General features: G+C 63.7%; 15 protein-coding genes and 1 pseudogene. 13 read left to right on the top strand and 3 right to left on the bottom strand.

Annotated features, from left to right (window positions below):
* Nucleotides 1-48: 48 nt before the first annotated feature.
* The 8 genes from FOM02_RS15135 to FOM02_RS15170 all read left to right on the top strand — a co-directional run bounded on the left by FOM02_RS15135 (nt 49) and on the right by FOM02_RS15170 (nt 9,141).
* A complete protein-coding gene (locus FOM02_RS15135) occupies nt 49-651 on the top strand; it encodes a TetR family transcriptional regulator (RefSeq protein WP_027562854.1) in 603 nt (200 codons plus the stop codon).
* 71 nt (nt 652-722) lie between these two features.
* The gene (locus FOM02_RS15140) at nt 723-1,481 is read left to right on the top strand and encodes an SDR family NAD(P)-dependent oxidoreductase (RefSeq protein WP_027562855.1); all 759 of its coding nucleotides are present in this window, start codon (nt 723-725) and stop codon (nt 1,479-1,481) included.
* 181 nt (nt 1,482-1,662) lie between these two features.
* Nucleotides 1,663-2,469 (top strand): enoyl-CoA hydratase/isomerase family protein, encoded by an 807-nt coding sequence (locus tag FOM02_RS15145; RefSeq protein WP_027562856.1) that lies wholly within the window; start codon nt 1,663-1,665, stop codon nt 2,467-2,469.
* A 43-nt stretch (nt 2,470-2,512) separates the two neighbouring features.
* Nucleotides 2,513-4,384, top strand: a complete 1,872-nt coding sequence (locus tag FOM02_RS15150) for an AMP-binding protein (protein ID WP_027562857.1) — start codon at nt 2,513-2,515, stop codon at nt 4,382-4,384.
* Between the two features lie 155 nt (nt 4,385-4,539).
* Nucleotides 4,540-5,667: an acyl-CoA dehydrogenase family protein gene (locus tag FOM02_RS15155; protein ID WP_027562858.1), complete on the top strand. Its 1,128-nt coding sequence runs from the start codon at nt 4,540-4,542 to the stop codon at nt 5,665-5,667.
* A 140-nt stretch (nt 5,668-5,807) separates the two neighbouring features.
* The gene (locus FOM02_RS15160) at nt 5,808-7,052 is read left to right on the top strand and encodes an acyl-CoA dehydrogenase (RefSeq protein ID WP_027562859.1); all 1,245 of its coding nucleotides are present in this window, start codon (nt 5,808-5,810) and stop codon (nt 7,050-7,052) included.
* Between the two features lie 9 nt (nt 7,053-7,061).
* Entirely contained in the window at nt 7,062-8,306 is a 1,245-nt protein-coding gene (locus tag FOM02_RS15165; protein ID WP_027562860.1) for an acyl-CoA dehydrogenase, read from the top strand.
* A 136-nt stretch (nt 8,307-8,442) separates the two neighbouring features.
* Nucleotides 8,443-9,141 carry a nitroreductase gene (locus FOM02_RS15170; protein ID WP_027562861.1) on the top strand — a complete coding sequence of 233 codons (699 nt, stop codon included), beginning with the start codon at nt 8,443-8,445 and terminating at the stop codon, nt 9,139-9,141.
* A gap of 102 nt (nt 9,142-9,243) precedes the next feature.
* Here the strand turns inward: FOM02_RS15170 and FOM02_RS15175 are convergent, their stop codons facing one another.
* Together FOM02_RS15175 and FOM02_RS15180 are read right to left on the bottom strand one after the other, a co-directional pair.
* A complete protein-coding gene (locus FOM02_RS15175; RefSeq protein ID WP_018316216.1) occupies nt 9,244-9,792 on the bottom strand; it encodes a sigma-70 family RNA polymerase sigma factor in 549 nt (182 codons plus the stop codon).
* On the bottom strand, nt 9,792-10,028 hold the full coding sequence (locus FOM02_RS15180; RefSeq protein WP_027562862.1) for a NepR family anti-sigma factor: 237 nt from the start codon (nt 10,026-10,028) through the stop codon (nt 9,792-9,794). The genes FOM02_RS15175 and FOM02_RS15180 overlap by 1 nt, the downstream gene beginning before the upstream one ends.
* A gap of 231 nt (nt 10,029-10,259) precedes the next feature.
* Here FOM02_RS15180 and FOM02_RS15185 point away from each other — a divergent pair, with 231 nt between their 5' ends.
* The 5 genes and pseudogenes from FOM02_RS15185 (at nt 10,260) to htpG (ending at nt 16,935) form a co-directional block, all read left to right on the top strand.
* Nucleotides 10,260-11,066: a response regulator gene (locus FOM02_RS15185; protein WP_027562863.1), complete on the top strand. Its 807-nt coding sequence runs from the start codon at nt 10,260-10,262 to the stop codon at nt 11,064-11,066.
* A 176-nt stretch (nt 11,067-11,242) separates the two neighbouring features.
* Nucleotides 11,243-11,842, top strand: a complete 600-nt coding sequence (locus tag FOM02_RS15190) for a nuclear transport factor 2 family protein (RefSeq protein ID WP_027562864.1) — start codon at nt 11,243-11,245, stop codon at nt 11,840-11,842.
* A gap of 433 nt (nt 11,843-12,275) precedes the next feature.
* Nucleotides 12,276-14,072: a hypothetical protein gene (locus FOM02_RS15195; protein WP_141263229.1), complete on the top strand. Its 1,797-nt coding sequence runs from the start codon at nt 12,276-12,278 to the stop codon at nt 14,070-14,072.
* 458 nt (nt 14,073-14,530) lie between these two features.
* Nucleotides 14,531-14,953: a hypothetical protein gene (locus tag FOM02_RS15200; protein ID WP_027562866.1), complete on the top strand. Its 423-nt coding sequence runs from the start codon at nt 14,531-14,533 to the stop codon at nt 14,951-14,953.
* Between the two features lie 106 nt (nt 14,954-15,059).
* Nucleotides 15,060-16,935, top strand: a pseudogene (gene htpG / locus FOM02_RS15205) (molecular chaperone HtpG).
* Nucleotides 16,936-17,169: 234 nt separating this feature from the next.
* Here htpG and FOM02_RS15210 read toward each other — a convergent pair.
* Nucleotides 17,170-20,304, bottom strand: coding sequence for a multidrug efflux RND transporter permease subunit (locus tag FOM02_RS15210; protein WP_265441856.1), 3,135 nt, complete (start codon nt 20,302-20,304; stop codon nt 17,170-17,172).
* Nucleotides 20,305-20,353: the final 49 nt, after the last annotated feature.

The following is a 20,353-nucleotide window of genomic DNA, read 5'->3' on the forward strand; positions in this document are numbered from 1 at the left end:
AGCGTACCGAATAGGCTCCCGAGCGGAAAAAATTCCACGGCAGAGAAATTGCTCGTGGCCGCCAGCGAGCTGATGATCGAACGCTCATCGATCGAGATCTCGCTCTCCGACATCGCCCAGAAGTCGGGCGCCAACGCAGCGCTGGTCAAATATCATTTCGGCAACAAGGACGGCCTCTTGCTGGCGCTACTCGAGCGTAACGCCGCGACCGAGCTGTCCAACCTCGAATATCTCCTCGCGCAGCCGATCACGCCGACGGCAAAGCTGAAGCTGCATATCGCCGGCATCATCCGCGCCTATTACCGGTTCCCCTACATGAACCGGCTGATCCATTACCTGCTGCACGAAAGCGTTGCCGGCTCCGCGGACGAGGTCTCGAAATTCTTCGTCGCGCCGCTCTTGGACTTCCATCGTCGCTTGCTCGCCGAAGGCGAGAAGAGCGGCGAATTCCGCGTCACCGATCCGGTGCTGTTCTACACCAGCCTGATCGGCGCCTGCGATCATCTGTTCTTCGGCCGGCACGCGATGTCTCGCGCGACCGGCGTCGGTCCGGTCACCGATGACGTCTGCCGGCAATACATCAAGCACATGGAAACGCTGATCTGCGGCGGCATCCTCGCGCAAGCAATGGATGCTGCCGCGGCCGGATGATCGGCCATCACTCGTCAATCAGAAGACTTGCAAGTCTAGAGAAGAAACGCCCAAGGAAAGGTAAGAATACGATGGAGTTGAAAAACGTAGCCGTTCTCATCACCGGCGGTGGTTCGGGTCTCGGCGAGGCGACCGCCCGCGCCATGGCGGCCAAGGGCGCCAAGATCGGTGTGATCGACCAGAACAAGGAGAACGCCGAGAAAGTCGCCGCCGAGGTGAAGGGCGTTGCGCTTCATGCCGACGTCACCAGCGAGGAGCAGATCAAGGCGGCAATCGCGAAAGCAGAAGCCGCGCATGGTGTCGCCCGCGTGCTGATGAACTGCGCCGGCATCGGCGGCTCGCAGCGTATCGTCGGCCGCGACGGAGTTTATCCGCTCGAAAAGTTCGCGCGCATCATCAACGTCAACCTGATCGGCACCTTCAATTGCCTGCGGCTGTTCGCCGAGCGCCTCGTCACCATCGAGCCGGTCGGTGAGGAGCGTGGCGTCATCATCAACACCGCTTCGGTTGCCGCTTACGAAGGCCAGATCGGTCAGATCGCCTATTCGGCCTCGAAGGGCGGCGTCGTCGGCCTGACCTTGCCGGCCGCGCGCGACCTCGCCAGCCAGAAGATCCGCGTCAACACCATCGCGCCCGGCCTGTTCTTCACGCCGCTGCTGATGGGCCTGAACGAAGAAGCCCGCAAGAGCCTGGGGGCCCAGGTACCGCATCCCTCGCGCCTCGGCGATGCCAAGGAATACGGCGCGCTCGCCGTGCACATCGTCGAGAACGCCATGCTGAACGGCGAGACCATCCGTCTCGATGGCGCCATCCGCATGGCTCCGCGGTAGCTCTCTTCCCTTCTCCCCTTGTGGGAGAAGGTGGCGCGCGTAGCGCGCCGGATGAGGGGCTCTCTCCGCGGAGACAGACCCCTCACCCAAGGGAGTATGTGGTCAGCGACGTACATGCCCTCTCCCACAAGGGGAGAGGGCGCAATAACCGCCACTCAAAGAGCGGATGCAGGAGCGCCCCATGTCCCAACCGCTGCTGATCGAGCATCACGACGGCGTCGATCGCGTGATGCTGAATCGTCCAGAGAGCCTGAACGCGCTCGATCCTGCGCTGATCGATGCGCTCAACGTCTATTTCCAGGGCCTCCAGCGCAATCGCGACACGCGCGTGGTCGTGCTCAAGGGCGCCGGCAAGAATTTCTGCGCGGGGCTCGATCTCAAGAATGCGATGGCGCGCCGGGCCGGGCAGCAGGAGCCGCCCGGCGTCACCGAGTCCTTGGACTCGCAGCGCCGCATCGCCGACATCGTCATGCTGATGCGGCGCTGTCCGCAGCCGATCATCTCTCTGGTGCAGGGGGCCGCAGCCGGTGGCGGCTTTGCGCTGGCGCTCGCCTCCGACATCCGCATCGCGACGAAGTCGGCGCGGATGAACTGCGCCTTCATCAAGCTCGGCCTTGGCGGCTGCGACATCGGCACCAGCTATTTCCTGCCGCGCCTCGTCGGTGTGTCGGTGGCGTCCGAGCTGATCCTCACGGGACGCTTCATCGGCGCCGAGCGTGCGCTCGCGGTCGGGCTCGTCTCGGAGGTCGTTGACGAGGACAAGCTCGATGCAGCGGCTGAGTCTTATGTCGATGCGATGATGACGGCCTCGCCCGTGGGGCTACGCCTGTCGAAGGAATGTCTCAACATGAGCGTCGATGCCGGATCGCTGGAAGCTGTGATCGCGATGGAGGATCGCAACCAGGTCCTGTGCAGCCGCTCCGAGGAATTTTCGGAAGGCATCAGGGCCTTCCTTGAGAAGCGAAAGCCTGTCTATATCAAGCGCTGAACGACAAAGATCCGCAAAGGACAATAATTCCGGGAGACGCAAAATGAGTGGAAGCGCGGCGGCGGTGATGTCAAAGCCCGCCTTTCGCAAGGTCGAGTGGCTCGCGCGCGACATCGATGTCGAGCGCCGGGCCGACGGCACGGTGGTGCTCAAGTCGCGCATTCCGCTGCAGGCCTACGAGAAGCACATCCCGGCCTCGCTGGCGAAATGGGCCAAGGAAGCGCCCGAGCGTATTTGGCTCGCACAGCGCGGTGATCCCAATCGTGACTGGCGCAAGGTTTCCTACGGCGAGGCCAAGCGCACCGTCGATGCGCTGACGCAGGCGCTGCTCGATCTCAGGCTCGACGGACGCCCGGTCGCGATCCTCTCCGGCAATTCGATCGAGCACGCGCTGATGACGCAGGCCGCGATGCAGGCGCGCGTCCCCGCGGCTCCGGTGTCGCCGGCCTACTCCCTGATGAGCCACGATCACGTCAAGCTGAAGTACCTGTTCGACCTGATCAAGCCGGCCGTGGTGATGGTGCAGGACGGCCCGACCTTCGAGAAGGCGCTGAAGGCACTCGATCTCACCGGCGTCACCGTCGTTCACGTCGTGCGGCCCTGCGAGGGCGTCAAGAGCGTCAGCTTCGCTGAGCTCGCGGCAACGCCGGTGACTGGGGATGTCGAGGACTCGATCGCAAAGATCACGCCCGACACCGTCGGCAAGCTGCTGTTTACATCCGGCTCGACGGGCATGCCCAAGGCCGTCATCAACACGCAACGCATGATGTGCGCCAATGCGGCGATGATGATGCAGGTGCGGCCGCGCATCCCGGGCGGCCCGCTGCCGGTCGTGCTCGACTGGATGCCGTGGAATCACACCATGGGCGGCAATGCCGCTTTCCATCCGGTGCTCGTTGACGGCGGTACGCTCTATATCGATGACGGCCGGCCGATGCCCGGCCAGCTCGAGGAGACCATCAGGAATCTCCGCGAGATCTCGCCGACCTATTACGCCAACGTGCCGGCGGGCTACGCCGCGCTCGCGGCGGCGATGGAGAAGGACGATGCGCTGTGCCGCTCGTTCTTCAAGAACCTGTCGATCATGGCCTATGGCGGCGCGCGGCTGCCCGACGATCTCAACAACCGCATGCAGGCCCTCGCCGTGAAGGCCGTCGGCGAGCGCATCGTATTCTACACCGGCTGGGGCTCGACTGAGACCGCGCCGACTTCGACCGGCACCTATTGGGACACCGAACGCGTCGGCCTGATCGGCCTGCCATTCCCGGGCGTCGAACTGAAGATGGTGCCGTGCGGGTCGAAATACGAGCTGCGCCTGCGCGGCGTCAACGTCACGCCCGGCTACTTCGGTCAGCCTGATCTCACGAAGAAGATGTTCGACGAGGAAGGCTTCTACTGCATTGGCGATGCCGGCGTCTTCGTCGACGAAGCCGATCCGGTGAAGGGCATCATCTTTGCGGGCCGGGTGGTCGAGGACTTCAAGCTCACCACCGGCACCTTCGTGCATGTCGGCTCGCTTCGCACCGATGCGATCGCGGCGGCGACGCCCGTCGTGCATGACGCGCTGGTCGCTGGACAGGATCAGTGCTCCATTGGCTTGCTCGCCTGGCCCAATCTGCATGCGTGCCGTCAGCTCGTCGGCAATCCCGAGCTGACCTTCGAGGACGCGGTGAAGCATCCGGAGGTGATCGCCTGCTTCAGGCGAGGTCTCGAAGCGCACAACACCGAATGCGGAGGCGCCAGCAGCCGCGTCATCGGCCGCGCGATGCTGATGGTCGAGCCGCCCTCGATCGACGGCAATGAGCTCACCGACAAGGGCTACATCAACCAGCGCGCCGGCCTCGAGCGCCGTGCCGCGCTGGTGGAACGGCTCTATGCGGACACGCCGGATCAGGATGTGATCGTGCTGCGATGAAGCACTTCTCTCTCCATTCGTCATTCCGGGGCGCGCGCAGCGCGAACCCGGAATCCATCGGGCCGCATAAACGCGGCGAAATGGATTCCGGGCTCGCCGCTACGCGGCGCCCCGGAATGACGGTCTCAATGACGATAAAATAAGAGGTAGCCGCCATGAACTTCGATTTCTCCGACGATCAGAAACAGCTCCGCGACCAGGCGCGCAAATTCCTCGCGGAAAAATGCTCGCCCAAGGCGGTGCGTGTCGTGCTCGACGGCAAGGCGCCCTACGACAAGGAGCTGTGGAAGGGCCTCGCCGAGATGGGCTTCCTCGGTGTCGCGATTCCCGAGGAGTTTGGTGGCGCGGGCGCCGGTCATCTGGAGCTTTGCGTGATCGCGGAAGAGATGGGGCGGGCGAATGCGCCGGTGCCGTTCTCCTCGACCGTCTATCTTGCCGCCGAAGCGCTGCTGATCGCCGGCAGCGAGGCGCAGAAAAAGAAGTGGCTGCCCGCAATCGCCTCGGGCGAGGCGATCGGCACGCTGGCCCTGTTCGAGGGCAAGGGCAATCCGGCGCCGAAGAACGTCAAGCTCACCGCGGCGAATGGCGTGCTCAACGGTGTCAAGAAGCCGGTAGCCGATGGCGCGATCGCCGACTTCGCGGTGGTTGCCGCGCGCACGGGATCGAGCGGGCGCGAGAACGACATCTCGCTGTTCCTTGTCGACCTTAGGGACGGCGGCGTCGAGGTCAAAAACCTCACCAATCTCGATCCGACCCGCGGGCAGGCTGAGTTCACGTTCAAAGACTGCAAGGCCGAGCCGCTCGGTGCGGCCGGCGAGGGCTGGAGCATCTTGACCCAGGTGCTCGACCGCGCCGCGGTGCTGTGCGCCTTCGAGCAGGTCGGTGGCTCCGACCGCGCGCTGGAGATGGGCCGCGACTACGCGCTCGACCGCATCGCCTTCGGCCGTCAGATCGGATCGTTCCAGGCGGTCAAGCACATGCTGGCCGATATGTATGTCTCGGCGACGCTGGCGCGCTCCAACAGCTATTACGGCGCCTGGGCGCTTTCGACCAATGCGGCCGAGCTGCCGGAAGCGGCCGCCGCCGCGCGGATCAGCGCAACGCAGGCGTTCCAGCATTGCGCCAAGAACAACATCCAGGTTCACGGCGGCATGGGCTTCACCTGGGAGTTCGACTGCCACATGTACTACCGCCGCGCCAACGCCATGGCGTTGGGCTTGGGCAGCCTCTCCTATTGGGAAGACCAGCTGATCGACCGCATGCGGAAGAAGAACGCGGCGTGATGTTGTCGTCATTCCGGGGCGTCGCAAGGCGGCGAACTACGATGTGCAATTGCACATCTGAGAATCCAGAGGTGAATGAATAACGTCGAGATTCCGGGTTCGCGCTGCGCGCGCCCCGGAATGACAGAGAGAAAAGCACCATGAACTTCGACGACACCCCGCAGGAAGCCGAATTCCGCAGCTTAGCCCGGGCCTGGATCGGCGCCAACGCGCCCAGGCAATACGAGGACGAGCTGCGCAAATCCTCGCTCGGCCGCACCGTGCTCAAGAACGCCAACATTCTCGAGGTCGCGAAGGCCTGGCAGAAGAAGAAAGCGGATGCCGGCTGGGCCTGCCTGCACTGGCCGAAGGAGTATGGCGGCCGCGGATCATCGCCGATCGAGCGCGTGATCTGGCAGCAGGAAGAAGGGCCGTTCGGCCAGCTGTCCCGCATGTTCATCATCGGCCACGGCATGTGCGGGCCGACCATGATGGCGTTCGCGCGCGAGGAGCATAAGCGCACCTATCTGCCGCCGCTCGCTTCCGGCGAGAAGATCTGGTGCCAGCTGTTCTCCGAGCCCGCCGGCGGTTCGGACGTGGCCGGCCTGCGCACGCGCGCCGAAAAGGACGGCGACGACTGGATCATCAACGGCCAGAAGATCTGGACCTCGGGCGCGCATTATTCCGACTACGGCATACTGCTCACCCGCACCGATCCGACCGTACCCAAGCACAAGGGCCTCACCATGTTCTTCCTGGACATGAAGAGCCCGGGTGTCGAGGTGCGGCCGATCAAGCAGGCAAGCGGCACGTCCGACTTCAACGAGGTCTATTTCAACAATGTCCGCATCCCCGACCACCAGCGCCTTGGCGAGGTCGGCGATGGCTGGAACGTCTCGCTGACCACGCTGATGAACGAGCGCAGCGCGATCGGCGCGGCCGTCTCGACTGGCTTCCCGGAGCTGTTCGAATATTGCTCCAGCCTGATGCTCGACGACGGCCCGGCAATCGAGGACCGCGCGGTGCGCTCGAAGCTCGCGAACTGGGCGGTGAAGGCGAGCGGGCTGAAATACACCAGCATGCGCGCGATCTCCGCGCTGTCGAAGGGAGAGCGGCCGGGACCGGAAAACTCAATCGGCAAGCTGGTGGCGGGCTCGATGATCCAGGACGTCGCGACCTACGCGCTGGATCTGCAGGGCGCGGCGGGCGTGGTCAGCGGCGAGGATGCCGAGCTGGCCGGCCGCTTCCAGGCCATGCTGCTGCGTGCCCCAGGCACCCGCGTCGAAGGCGGCACCGACGAGATCATGCGCAACATCATCGCCGAGCGGGTGCTGGGCCTGCCTGGCGATATCAGGGTCGACAAGGACGTGCCGTTCAACAAGATCCCGACCAAGGGAAGAGGTTAGAGGTCCGCCATGAATTTCGACGACACCCCGCAGGAAGCCGCCTTCCGCGAGACCGCGCGCAAATGGGTCGAGGCCAATGCGCCGAAGGAGCTGCATGCCGAGCTGTCAAAATCCTCGCTTGGCCGCATCCGGCTTGCCAAGCACGACATCGTCGATGTCGGCAAGGCCTGGCAGAAGAAGAAGTTCGAAGGCAATTGGGCCTGCCTGCACTGGCCAAAGGAGTATGGCGGCCGTGGCGCGACCCCGATCGAGCGCGTGATCTGGCAGCAGGAAGAAGGCGTCTACGGCAAGCTGACGCAGCCGTTCCAGATCGGGGAGGGCATGTGCGGCCCGACCGTGATGGCCTTCGGCAGCGAGGACGCCAAGCGCCGGTATTTGCCAAAACTCGCCTCGGGCGAGGAGATCTGGTGCCAGCTCTTCTCCGAGCCGTCGGCCGGCTCCGATGTCGCGGGCCTTCGCACCCGCGCGGAGAAGAAGGGCGACAATTGGGTCGTCAACGGCCAGAAGATCTGGACCTCGGGCGCGCACTACTCCAACTATGGCCTTCTGATCGCGCGCACCGATCCCAACGTGCCCAAGCACAAGGGCCTCACCATGTTCTTCCTTGACATGAAGAGCCCGGGCGTCGAGGTCCGCCCGATCAAGCAGGCCAACGGCATGCAGGAGTTCAACGAAGTCTATTTCACCGATGTGGTGATCCCCGACAGCCAGCGGTTAGGAGCCGTCGGTGAGGGCTGGAGCGTGTCGCTGACGACGTTGATGAACGAGCGCATGTCGATCGGTGCGCGGCTTGCGACCGGCGTCCCTGAAATGTTCGAGTTCTGCTCGAACCTGATGCTGGAGGATGGCCTCGCCATCGACGATCCCGCGGTGCGTTCGAAGCTTGCAAGCTGGGCGGCGAAGTCGAGCGGGCTGAAATACACCAGCTACCGCACGATCTCGGCGCTGTCGAAGGGCGAACGGCCGGGGCCGGAGAATTCGATCGGCAAGCTGGTCTCGGGCATGATGCTGCAGGACATCGCGACCTATGCGATGGACCTGCAGGGCGCGGCTGGTGTCCTCACCGGCAACGATGAGGAGACAGTGCAGGGCCAGTTCAAGCAGATGCTTCTGTCCTCGCCCTCGATGCGCATCGCCGGCGGCACCGACGAGATCCTGCGCAACATCATCGCCGAGCGCGTGCTGGGATTGCCGGGTGATATCCGTGTCGACAAGGATGTGCCGTATAACAAGATCCCGACCAAGGGGCGGTGATCTCGCCTCTCGCTGCATCTCGTAGGGTGGGCAAAGCGAGGCGTGCTCACCATATGCGGATGCGCCGGAGTAAGTCTGTCCGTGGGCACGGCGCGATGCGCCTTTGCCCACCCTACGAAAGAGCGCGAGCTGATCCATGGACGCACAAGTGAAACAGAATGACCGCATCGGCGTGCTTGAGGAGCTCCTCAACGAGCGCTACTCCGTCCGCGCTTTCCATCCCAGGGAAGTCGACCGCGCGACCATCGAGCATGTGCTGACCACCGCGCAGCGCACCGCGTCCTGGTGCAACAGCCAGCCCTGGCAGGTCATCATCGCCAGCGGCGAGGCCAAGGAGCGCTTCCGCAAGCTGATCTACAAGGAAGCGTCGCGCGGGCTCGGCGACGACTACGATTTCACCCCGCCGCGCGAATATGTCGGGGTCTATCTGGAGCGCCGCCGCGAGAGCGGCTTCCAGCTCTACAACACGCTCGGCATCGCCCGCGGCGACAGAAGCGCTTACGCCAAACAGGCGCTGGAGAACTACAATTTCTTCGGCGCGCCGCACGTGGCCATCATCCACACCAACGAGCCGCTCGGCATCTACGGTGCGATCGATTGCGGGGCTTATGTCTCGAACTTCATGCTGGCCGCGCAGGCGCTCGGGCTCGGCACCATTCCGCAGGCGGCGCTGGCGCGTCACTCCGGCCTGATCCGCCGCCACTTCAATCTGCCCGACGATCGCCGCGTCGTCTGCGGCATCTCGTTCGGCTATGCCGACAACGCCCACAAGGTCAACAGCTACCGCACCTCGCGCGCGAACGTGGCGGACACGGTGACCTTCGTCGAGGAGTGATCCGGCGGCTATTCGCGGAAAACACTGAAATCCACGCAAGCAAAGGCGGCCGCAGAAACGGCCGCCTTTGCAGCTGTCGTTTGGTCCGATTGACGCGGGCCGCTAGCCGCCGCTGCCGCCGATCACGGCCCGCACGGTCTCGTCGGGCCCGAAATCTTCGGCACCGTCGACATAGAGCAGCGCGGCGAGCTTGGAGCGCGCGCGATTGACGCGGCTCTTGATGGTGCCGACCGCGCAGCCGCAGATCGAAGCCGCGTCCTCATAGGAGAAGCCCGAGGCACCGACCAGGATCAAGGCTTCGCGCTGGTCCTGCGGAAGCTTGTCGAGCGCGGTACGGAATTCCTCGAACTCGAGATGCGCGTTCTGCGACGGCTGCGTCTTCAGCGTCTTGGCGTAATTGCCCTCGGCATCCTCGACTTCCCGCCGCCGCTTGCGATAGTCGGAGCGGAACAGGTTGCGCAGGATCGTGAACAGCCACGCCGGCAGATTGGAGCCGGGCTGAAACGAGTCGATGTTGGCGAGCGCGCGCAGCAGCGTCTCCTGCACCAAGTCGTCGGCGCGGTCCGCATTGCCGCTGAGCGAGATGGCGAACGCGCGCAGACTCGGCACGGCCGCCAGGATGTCGTTACGCAGGGAGTCCGTGAGAGGCATTAATCCCTCCCATTGTTGTTGTCGTTGGAGCCCCCAGCAACATTCTCGCTTTGAGATATCCCTCCCGGCGCATCAAGCTTTTTGATGAGCTCCGCGAACCGGTCGGGAACCCCCTGCCGCACGACGTCGTCGTACATGGCGCGGAGCTGATGCCCGATCCGGGATTGAATCTCCGGAGTGAGCCCTCCCTTGCCGGGGGTCGTGCTTTTGCTGGCTTGAGATTTGAGATCTTTCATGACCTGTTCCACGTTTCCCCGAGTTAAGTGACTGTAAAATAGAGAAGTTTTCTCAACCGGGAGCCGTTCCCTGGATAGGCACAATGCGACGTGAGATAAAAAGTTCCGCGCTTTGCGGAACTTTTATTGGCCTGATGCGTAAACAGCCCAGCAGGGGAACCCGGGCCCCCCCGCGTATCGCCTGACCTCAGGGTTGGATCTAAGGCTGGCCCGAAGATGAATGGAGTGGGGATGTCCCGTTCACAGCTTGTTGCTGAACACTTGCCGCTGTTGCGCCGCTACGCCCGCGCCCTGACGGGCAGCCAGGCCTCCGGTGACGCCTATGTCGCAGCCATGTTGGAAGCCATGCTGGGGGATCCGTCGGTGCTCGACGAGAGCCACGGGCCGCGCGCCGGTCTGTTCCGGCTGTTCACCCAGATCTGGAATTCCGTCTCGGTCAACGATGATGCCGAGGTGACGACGCTGCCGATGCCGCCGGAGCGGCGGCTGTCGAACATCACGCCGCTGCCGCGGCAGGCCTTCCTGCTACTCTCGCTCGAGGGATTTTCGGAAGAGGAAGTCGCCTACATCCTCGGCACTGACGTTGGCGAGACGCGGCGGCTGGCCGATGCCGCCGGACGCGAGATGGCGGCCGAGATCGCCACCGACGTGCTGATCATCGAGGACGAGACCTTCATCGCCATGGACCTCGAAAGCCTGGTGAAGAACCTCGGCCACAACGTCGTCGGCGTCGCGCGCACCCATGCCGATGCGGTGGCGCTGGCCAAGAACAAGCGGCCTGGCCTGATCCTCGCCGACATCCAGCTCGCCGACGGCTCGTCGGGCCTCGACGCCGTCAACGAGCTGCTGCGCACCTTCGAGGTGCCGGTGGTGTTCATCACCGCCTACCCCGAGCGCTTCCTCACCGGCGAGCGCCCCGAGCCGGCGTTCCTGATCTCAAAGCCGTTCCAGCCCGCAATGGTCTCGGCGGTGGCGAGCCAGGCGTTGTTCTTCCAGCGCAACTCGCGCAACCGCACGCCCAAGGCGCCCGCGGCGTAAGAAGGGCGCCCGCGGCGTAAGAAGGCGCCCGCGGCCTGATAACGCGTTATTTGGCGAAGTGATCGATCCGGCGTGCTGCAAGGCACGCCGGATTTTTCATGTCTGCCTGCCGCGCTTGACGCGCATCGAATTCGCCGCTCATACCTCGGCATCGATCCCAATCGGAGATACGCACCATGGACCAGCAACTGCTCGATCGTCTCGCCATCCGCGACCTCGTCGAGAACTGGGCGGTGTGGCGCGATGCCGGTGACTGGGAGCGTTTTGCCACGGTCTGGCACGAAGAGGGCTGGATGTCCGCGACCTGGTTTCAGGGACCGGCGCGGGATTTCATGCGCGTCAGCCAGGAGGGCTTTGCCAGGGGCGTGCGCATCCTGCATTTCCTCGGCGGCTCCAGCATCGACCTCGCGGGCGAGCGCGCGATCGCCCAGACCAAGATGACGATCTCGCAGCGTGCCCTGGTGCATGACGTGCTCTGCGACGTCGTCTGCACCGGCCGCTTCTACGATTTCCTGGAGAAGCGGCGAGGCCAATGGGGCATCGTCCGCCGCCAGCCGATCTACGAGAAGGACCGCATCGATCCGGTCGATCCCGCGGCAACACTCCGGCTTGACCAGCAAGCGCTGGCCGCACTGCCCGAAGGCTACCGCCACCTCGCCTACATGCAGGAGCTGATCGGCTACAAGGTCAAGCGCGACATGCCCGGCCTGATCGGGCCCGAGGTCGAGAAGCTTTATGCCGAAGGGCGGGAGTGGCTGGCGGGGAAGGCCAAATAACTTGAAGCAAAAGTGAGCCCCAGACAAAAGTAAGGCGCGACTGGCATCACCACAGTCGCGCTGTTCATTCCGGGGTTCATCGCCAGCAGTCATGAAAGCACATCCGGCCCTTGCTGCCGGGCGAAGGCGACCGCGAGCGCGACGGCGCACCAGTTCTCGAACGTCGTCGCGCGGCTGATGCGCGAGCAGATTGCAGCGCGCCCAGTGCAACGATAACGTCGCTGCCGCTCATCCGATTGCCGAGCGCATACGACAACACCATCATCGGCGATGGCAACCGTCGTCGCAACCGGCACGATGGAAACTAACTAACGGCTCATGATTGCCCCGCGCAGCCGCGGCTTGTGGGCGCGGTGCTGCGCAGTCTTGCTGGTGCGAACTTTCGGTGGTACGCAAATCGCGTGCCAGTTGTATCGTCTGAGCGGAGAAGTCAGTGAAAATTGCGAGGTACTTGCCGGGATCGAAATACTCTCACTCTGACGATTTGGCTGCCTGCAGCATCGTGATTCTTTTCGCTATGGCGCTGGCACTCGTGCCGCACCTGCTCTTGAGTCGCCAGGTTGGGCAGGTTGCATTCTTTCAGATGGGCTTCGACGAAGATACTTACCTTGTCTATATGGTCTCGAACTACTTTGAGATTGGCCGTGCGCTAAGTCACTACATTTTCGCGGCCATGTTCGCGCTGACCAACCATTCGATTGATTGGACGATGATCCTGGCCGATGCGATTTTTCCGGCCATCAGCGTAGTCGCGGCTTATTATCTCGCGAGTTCGATCCTGGTCTCTTGGCGAGGCAGGGCCGTGCTGACCTTGCTGCTTCTCTTTGGTCAGGACTTGTTCTCGCTCGCCAATGTCTCCGTCTGGAATTACACATGGCTGGAGGGGTTCAGGAAGTTCTTTGGTGCAGGAGTGGTGCCAGACGCCACGACTAGCTATCTTACGATTTTGAGAACACCCGAACCGCAGCTTAGCTACGCGGTTGTATTTGCTTTTCTTGGTTTCTTGCTTCGAATTGCAAAAGACGATCGCCGGTCCGGCGCTGCCCTCGCGGGCATCGCGAGTTTGGGCGTTCTGTTTCCTTTCACGTACACCTACATCGCTTTCCCTTCGCTGCTCATGGCCGTGTGGGTTACTCTCGTTAGCTTCTTCTTCGTCAGGCGGGATTTAGCCATCCGTTTGGCCGCAATCGTTTTGACTGCGTGCGCGATTTTCGCCGGTGTCTCGCTGGCAAAGGCCAAAGGGGCTTTACCTGTCTACACGACGCGGCTTCCAGCCGTAACTCCTGCGTTGTTGGTGTGCGGACTGATTGTGGTGCCGTTGGCAATCTGGACAGCGGTGAAGCGGCCCGCCGAACGAGCCGCATGGTTGGCAATCGGCTTCCTTGCGATACCTATCATCGTGAGCAACCAGCAAGTGATCACCGGGCTCACAATCGGCACTCGGGACTGGGAGCGGAATGTCAACTATCAATTTTTGGCTCTTGGCGTCGCGTTGCTCTGCACACTTCCGAAACAAGCTCTCTGGATGAACCGGATCTTTCGATGGGCAGGCCCCGGTATTGCCCTGGTGATCGCCCTCGTGGTGATCAACGCCGACAGAACGGCGATGGTGTATTGGAATGCAACGAACACACCTGCAGTGTTCGCAAGCATGCAGGCCGTCGATGCTGCCAGGAAAACGCATCCGGACGTAAATCGAGTCCTGCTACACCCGGCAGAGCTCGTCCCGATTTTCAACGTGCGCACAAATTCTCAATACGATTACGTCCTCAACCTGGCAAAGCTGTACATGCCAGGAGGGCCATGCTGTATCTCACGAATTCCGCCAGGTGGCGTGCCGTCGATCAGCCCTGTCGAGCCAATTCTGTTTGAATATTGGTGGCGCTTGGGAACAAGTCCCGAGGACGCGCAGAAGATCGTGACGAAAGAAGCCCTGCAGCAGGGAGGCTACTACCTGGCATATTTGTACAGCACCCAGGATGCCTATGCTGCGGCTTCTGATGGCAAGAATACCCGTACGGATGAGATCGTCCGAGACATCCCGCGGGCGATTGATCGTTACAGAAGCTTCCTGCAATCTGACCACGCGGACATTAGAGACAGCCGCGTCATTGTATTGACCGAGCAAGAGCCGTCGACCTTTGCAGCGCAGAAGCTGAAAAGCGAGTTGGTTGGAACGGGCCGCGTGGGATCGAAGACAGTCTACGCCTATCTGCAAACGCTCGATTAGGTTTCCCGGAGCCCGGTCGCTGTCGGATGATTGCGCCCGCGCTGTGCTCATGGTCGCAGTGCGGCCGACCGCCGGTAGGCCGTGATCGACCGCGACGGCCTGCGGCGCCAGGACGCACCTTCAGGCCGGGCGGGGCGCTTTTCGAGCGAGGCGGTGCGCGCGGCTGAGACCGACCGGACGTTTGCTGGGGCGGATTTATCCCCCCGATCTTCCGAAAAAAGTAAGGCGCGACTGGCATCACCACAGTCGCGCCCTACGTCGCCGGCTTATGGGGCAGGGGGGAATAGCCGGCTGCTGAGACGACTCCCGGGCGCGAAAGTCGTTCCAGGCGGTAGCGAAATTTTTTGTGCCGCCTTCGGTGATTTGCGCACACGGTTAAGTGATCTTAACGGCTGAGAACTCCCGGTCCTCTCGTCGCGTTGTTCCCGCGATCGCCATGGGGCGAGGGATATTTAGCCATGTCACAGATTCAAAAGATATTTTTGGGCGCCGTCGCAATTGCCGCAACGCTCGGTGCGGTCCAGGTCGGCGCGGTGCAGCTGGCCTCCGGCCACGATCTGGCCGACCGCTGGCAGGCGGTTGCCGACAAGCCGGGCCACAACGTCAATCGCGCCAGCAAGGCCGACCGTCTCGCCGAGGTCAAGGCCGCCCCGGTTCCCACCCGCACCGTGTCGATGCGGCTGAACGACCTTGCCGACACGTCGGTGCTGCTGCGGGTCCCCGCGGTGATCGAGACCGGCAATGCCAAGCCGCCGCCGGTGCTGCTCAAGGGCAAGGACCAGAAGCAGGGCCGCCCCAAGCCGACGATCGCCTGCGAGCCGATGGTCAGCTCGCTGACCGAGGTCGCAAGGCTGCTCCAGCCAGGTCGCTGCGTGACCTGATCGCGCCTGGCCGAAGGACCGGCGTCGTCACGGCGCTCACATCCTCTTGATCCGTTGTCCGATCGCGTTATATCCCGGCTTTCCCTTTGATTGACCGGGTAAACGCATGACGACGTCAGATACGGCTGTGCATACGCAGCCATTCCAGGCCGAGGTTTCCGAGCTGTTGCACCTCATGGTGCACTCCGTCTATTCGGAGACCGACATCTTCCTGCGCGAGCTCGTCTCCAACGCCTCGGACGCCTGCGACAAGCTGCGCTATGAGGCGATCGCAAGTCCGGCGCTGCTGGGCGAAGGCGACGCGCTCAAGATCCGTATCATCCCGAACAAGGCGGCCGGAACGCTGACGATCGCCGATAACGGCATCGGCATGGAGCGGCAGGAGCTGATCGACCATCTCGGCACCATCGCCCGCTCCGGCACCAAGGCCTTCGTGTCGAAGCTGAAGGAGGCCAAGGACGGCCTCGGCCTGATCGGCCAGTTCGGCGTCGGCTTCTATTCCGCCTTTATGGTCGCCGACAGGATCGCCGTCATCAGCCGTCGCGCCGGCGAGAGCGACGTCTGGACCTGGACGTCCTCCGGCGGCTCCGGCTTCGAGATCGCGCGGGCCGGCGAGGCGGACGCGGCGCGCGTGGCGCGCGGCACCGAGATCGTCCTGCACCTCAAGGACGACGCCAAGAAATATCTCGAGACGTACGAGATCGAGCGCATCGTCAGCGCCTATTCCGACAACATCCTGTTCCCGATCGAGCTCGTGCCCGAAGAGGGCGAGCCGCGCCAGATCAACTCGGCGAGCGCACTGTGGCAGCGCTCCAAATCCGAGCTGACGGCGGAAGACTACAAGAAGGCCTATCAGCAGATCGCCTCGGCCTTCGACGATCCCGCGATGACGCTGCACTACCGCGCCGAGGGCCGCTACTCCTACGCCGTGCTGTTGTTCGCGCCCTCGACCAAGCCGTTCGACTTGTTCGAGCCGAACCGCAAGGGCCGGGTGAAGCTCTACGTTCGCCGCGTCTTCATCACCGACGATGCCGATCTGTTGCCCGGCTATCTGCGCTTCATTCGTGGCGTGGTCGACAGCGAGGACCTACCGCTCAATATCTCGCGCGAGATGCTGCAGAACAATCCGCAGCTGGCGCAGATCCGCAAGGCGGTGGCGACCCGCGTCGGGTCCGAGCTGGAAGGCCTTGCCGACAAGGATCCGGACAACTTTGCAAAGATCTGGGATGCCTTCGGCGCGGTGCTGAAGGAAGGCATCTACGAGGATTTCGAGCGGCGCGAAAAGCTGCTGGCGCTGTCGCGCTTCACCACCACCTCGGGCGAGAAGCGCTCGCTGAAGCAGGTCGTCGCCGATTTCAAGCCGAACCAGACCGAGATCTACTATCTCGTCGGCGACAGCATCGAGCGTCTGAAGTCCAATCCGCGGCTGGAAGCGGCGACCGCGCGCGGCATCGAGGTGCTGCTGCTGTCCGATCCGGTCGACGCGTTCTGGACCTCGATGCCGACGGAGTTCGACGGAAAGCCGCTGAAGTCGCTCAGCCAGGGCGATCTCAACCTCGACCTGATCCCGCGCGTCGACGCGGCGGACGAGGCGAAGAAGGACGAGCCCGAAGCGGACGAAGCCGCGACCGTCGCGGTGATTACAGGCCGCGCTGGGCGAGCGCGTCAGCGACGTCAAGGCCTCGACGCGCCTCACCAGCTCCGCCTCCTGCCTCGTCACCGACAGCCAGGGCCCGAGCCGCGAGCTCGAGCGCATCCTGTCGCAGCAGAACCGCGGCATGCGCACCAGGCCGATCCTCGAGATCAATCTGCGTCATCCCATGGTGAGCGCGATCACCAAGGCGCAGGCCGGCTCCAAGACGGTCGACGATCTCAGCCTGCTCCTGCTCGAGCAGGCGCAGATCCTGGACGGCGAGCTGCCGGAGGATCCGGCGGCGTTTGCGGCGAGGCTGAATCGGCTGGTGCTGCAGGGGCTGGGCTGACGCTCCTCTTGTTCCGTCGTCATTGCGATGGGGAGCAGCTTGCCACGCGCGCAGACCGCGTAGACCCTGTAGGGTGGGCAAAGCGAAGCGTGCCCACCAAATGCGGATGGTGGGCACGCTTCGCTTTGCCCACCCTACGGCACCTGATGAACGAAGCTGCTGCCTCATGCTCCGTCATTGCGAGGAGCCCTTGCGACGAAGCAATCCAGAACCCTCCGTGGAAAGCCTCTGGATCTACTCCGCCGCATCCTTCTGCTTGTCGCTGGCTGTCTCGGCCTGCGGCTTCCCGTCCATCCAGCGTGACAGCAGGTTGGAGAAGCGGTCGAGGTAGAGATAGACCACAGGCGTCGTGAACAGCGTCAGCGCCTGGCTCACCAGCAGGCCGCCGACCATGGCATAGCCGAGCGGCTGGCGGATCTCGGCGCCGGTGCCGGTGCCGAGCATCAGGGGGACACCGCCGAGCAGCGCCGCCATCGTCGTCATCATGATCGGGCGGAAGCGCAGCAGCGCGGCCTGGCGGATCGACTGCTCCGGTGTCAGATGCTGCTCGCGCTCGGCGGCGATGGCGAAGTCCACCATCATGATGCCGTTCTTCTTGACGATCCCGATCAGCAGGATGATCCCGATCAGGGCGATGAGGCTGAAGTCGAATCCGAAGATCATCAGGATCGCGATCGCGCCGACACCTGCCGACGGCAGCGTCGACAAGATGGTCAGCGGGTGGATGTAGCTCTCGTAGAGTACGCCCAGCACGAGGTAGACGACGACCAGCGCGGCGAGGATCAGCATTGGCACGGTGCCGAGCGATTGCTGGAACGCCTGCGCGGTGCCCTGAAAACTCGTCGACAGTGTCGGCGGCGCGCCCATGGCGCCAACCGCGCGCAGCACCGCGTCGGTGGCCTGTCCCAGCGCCACGCCCTCGGCGAGGTTGAAGCTGATCGTCACCGCAGGGAACTGGCCCTGATGCGCGATCGCGAGCGGCCGCACCGGCACGTTGGTCCAGTTGCAGATCACCGAAAGCGGCACCTGGTCCCCGGTCAGCGGCGACTTGATGTAGAGCTTCTCCAGCGTCTCGAGCTGGCCTTGCAGGGCCGGCGTGATCTCGAGCACCACGTGATAGCTGTTGGTCTGGGTGAAATATTGCGCGACCTGGCGCTGGCCGAAGGCGTCGTAGAGCGTGTCGTCGATCAGTTGCGGCTGGATGCCGTAGCGCGCGGCGGTGTCGCGATTGATCCTGAGCTGCAGCGTCGTACCCTCGGTTTGCTGGTCGGTGGCGACGTCGCGCAGTTGTGGCAGGCCCCTCATGCCGGCCAGGATCTTCGGCGCCCACTCGTTCAGCTCGGCGAGATTGGCGTCCTGGAGCGTGAACTCGAACTGGGTGCGGGTGGCGCGCCCGCCGAGCCGCACGTCCTGCGAGGCCTGCATGTAGAGGCGAGCGCCCTCGACCTCGGCAAGCTTCGGCCGCAGCCGTGCGATGATCGCTTGCGCACTGGCATCGCGCTCCCCGATCGGCTTCAGCGTGACATACATGCGCCCCGAGTTCAGCGCCGTGCCGCCGCCGCCGATGAACATCGCGATGGAATCGACGGCGGGATCGGCCTGCACGATGGCGTTGAGCTCCTCCTGCCGGCGCTTCATCTCGGTGAAGGAGATGTCCTGCGGCATCTCGGATACCGCGGTGAGGAAGCCGTTGTCCTGCTGCGGGAAGAAGCCCTTGGGGATCATGATGAACAGCACTGCCGAGAGCGCGACGGTGCCGAAGAAGATGAGAAGCGTGACGAAGCTGTGTTTCAGCGCGAGATCCAGGCCGCGCTCGTAGGCGCCGAGCAGGCGCTCGAACATCCGCTCGCTCCACTGGTAGAAGCGGCCGCGCCGCGCCTCGTGGTCGGCGCGGAGGAAGCGCGAGGCCATCATCGGCGTCAGGGTCAGCGACACCACGAGGGAGACGAAGATCGCCATCGACAGCGTCACCGCGAACTCGCGGAACAGCCGGCCGATGATGCCGCCCATCAGCAGCAGCGGGATCAGCACCGCGACCAGCGAGATGCTGATCGAGACGATGGTGAAGCCGATCTCGGCCGCGCCCTTGTATGCCGCGGCGACCGGGCTCTCGCCCCGCTCGACATAGCGCGTGATGTTTTCCAGCATCACGATGGCGTCGTCCACCACGAAGCCTACCGCGATGGTCAGCGCCATCAGCGACAGATTGTCCAGCGAATAGCCGAACACCCACATCAGCGAGCAGGCCCCGAGCAGCGCCAGCGGCACGGTGATGCTCGGGATGATCGTGGCCCAGAAGCTGCGCAGGAAGATGAAGATCACCATCACCACCAGCGCGATGGTGATCATCAGCGTGATCTGCACGTCGTCGACTGCGGCGCGGATGGTGATGGTGCGGTCGCTGATGATCTTGATCTTGATCGCGGGCGGGATCGCTGCGATCAGCCGCGGCAGCTTCTCCTTGATGCGGTCGACGGTCTCGATGACGTTGGCGCCGGGCTGCTTGAAGATGACCAGGAACACGCCGCGCTTGCCGTCGGCCCAGGCCGCGGTCTTCATGTCTTCCGGCCCGGACACGGCCTCGCCGATGTCGCGGATCCGCAACGGTGCGCCGTTGCGGTAGGCGACGATGATGTCCTTCCAGTGCGCCGCCTCGAGCAGCTGGTCGTTGGCGTAGATGGTGTAGGAGCGCCGCGTGCCATCGATGTTGCCCTTCGGGCTGTCGGCGGTGGCGATCGCGATCTGGCTGCGCACGTCCTCCAGCGACAATCCCTTGGCGACGAGCTTGGCCGGATCGATCTGGATGCGCACCGAGGGCTTTTGCTGGCCGCCGACGAATACTTGGGCGACGCCCGGGATCTGGCTGATCTGCTGGGCGAGCTGCGCGTCGGTGCGGTCGCTGACGGTGGTCAGCGGCAGCGTGTCTGACGTCGCCGACAGGATCATGATCGGGGAGTCCGCCGGGTTGACCTTGCGGTAGGTCGGCGGCGAGGGCAGGTTCTTCGGCAATTGCCCGCTCGCCGCGTTGATCGCAGCCTGCACGTCATTGGCGGCGGCATCGATCAGGCGGTTGAGATCGAACTGGATGGTGATCGAGGCCGAGCCGAGCGAGCTCGTCGAGGTCATCTGGGTGATGCCGGGGATCTGGGCGAGCTGGCGCTCGAGCGGCTGTGCGACCGAGGAGGCCATGGTTTCCGGGCTGCCGCCCGGCAGCGACGCGGAAACCTGGATGGTCGGAAAGTCGACCTGGGGCAGCGGTGCAACCGGCAGTAGCGGATAGGCCACGAGGCCTACGAACAGGATGCCCGCCATCAGCAGCGAGGTGCCGATCGGGTATCGGATGAACGGAGACGAGAAGCTCTCTTGCATGCCCTGGGACCACAGAGGGCCAGCGCATCTTCTCCCCCGCGCATGGCGG

The sequence above is a fragment of the Bradyrhizobium sp. SEMIA genome (assembly GCF_014844175.1).
GTDB lineage: Bacteria > Pseudomonadota > Alphaproteobacteria > Rhizobiales > Xanthobacteraceae > Bradyrhizobium > Bradyrhizobium arachidis.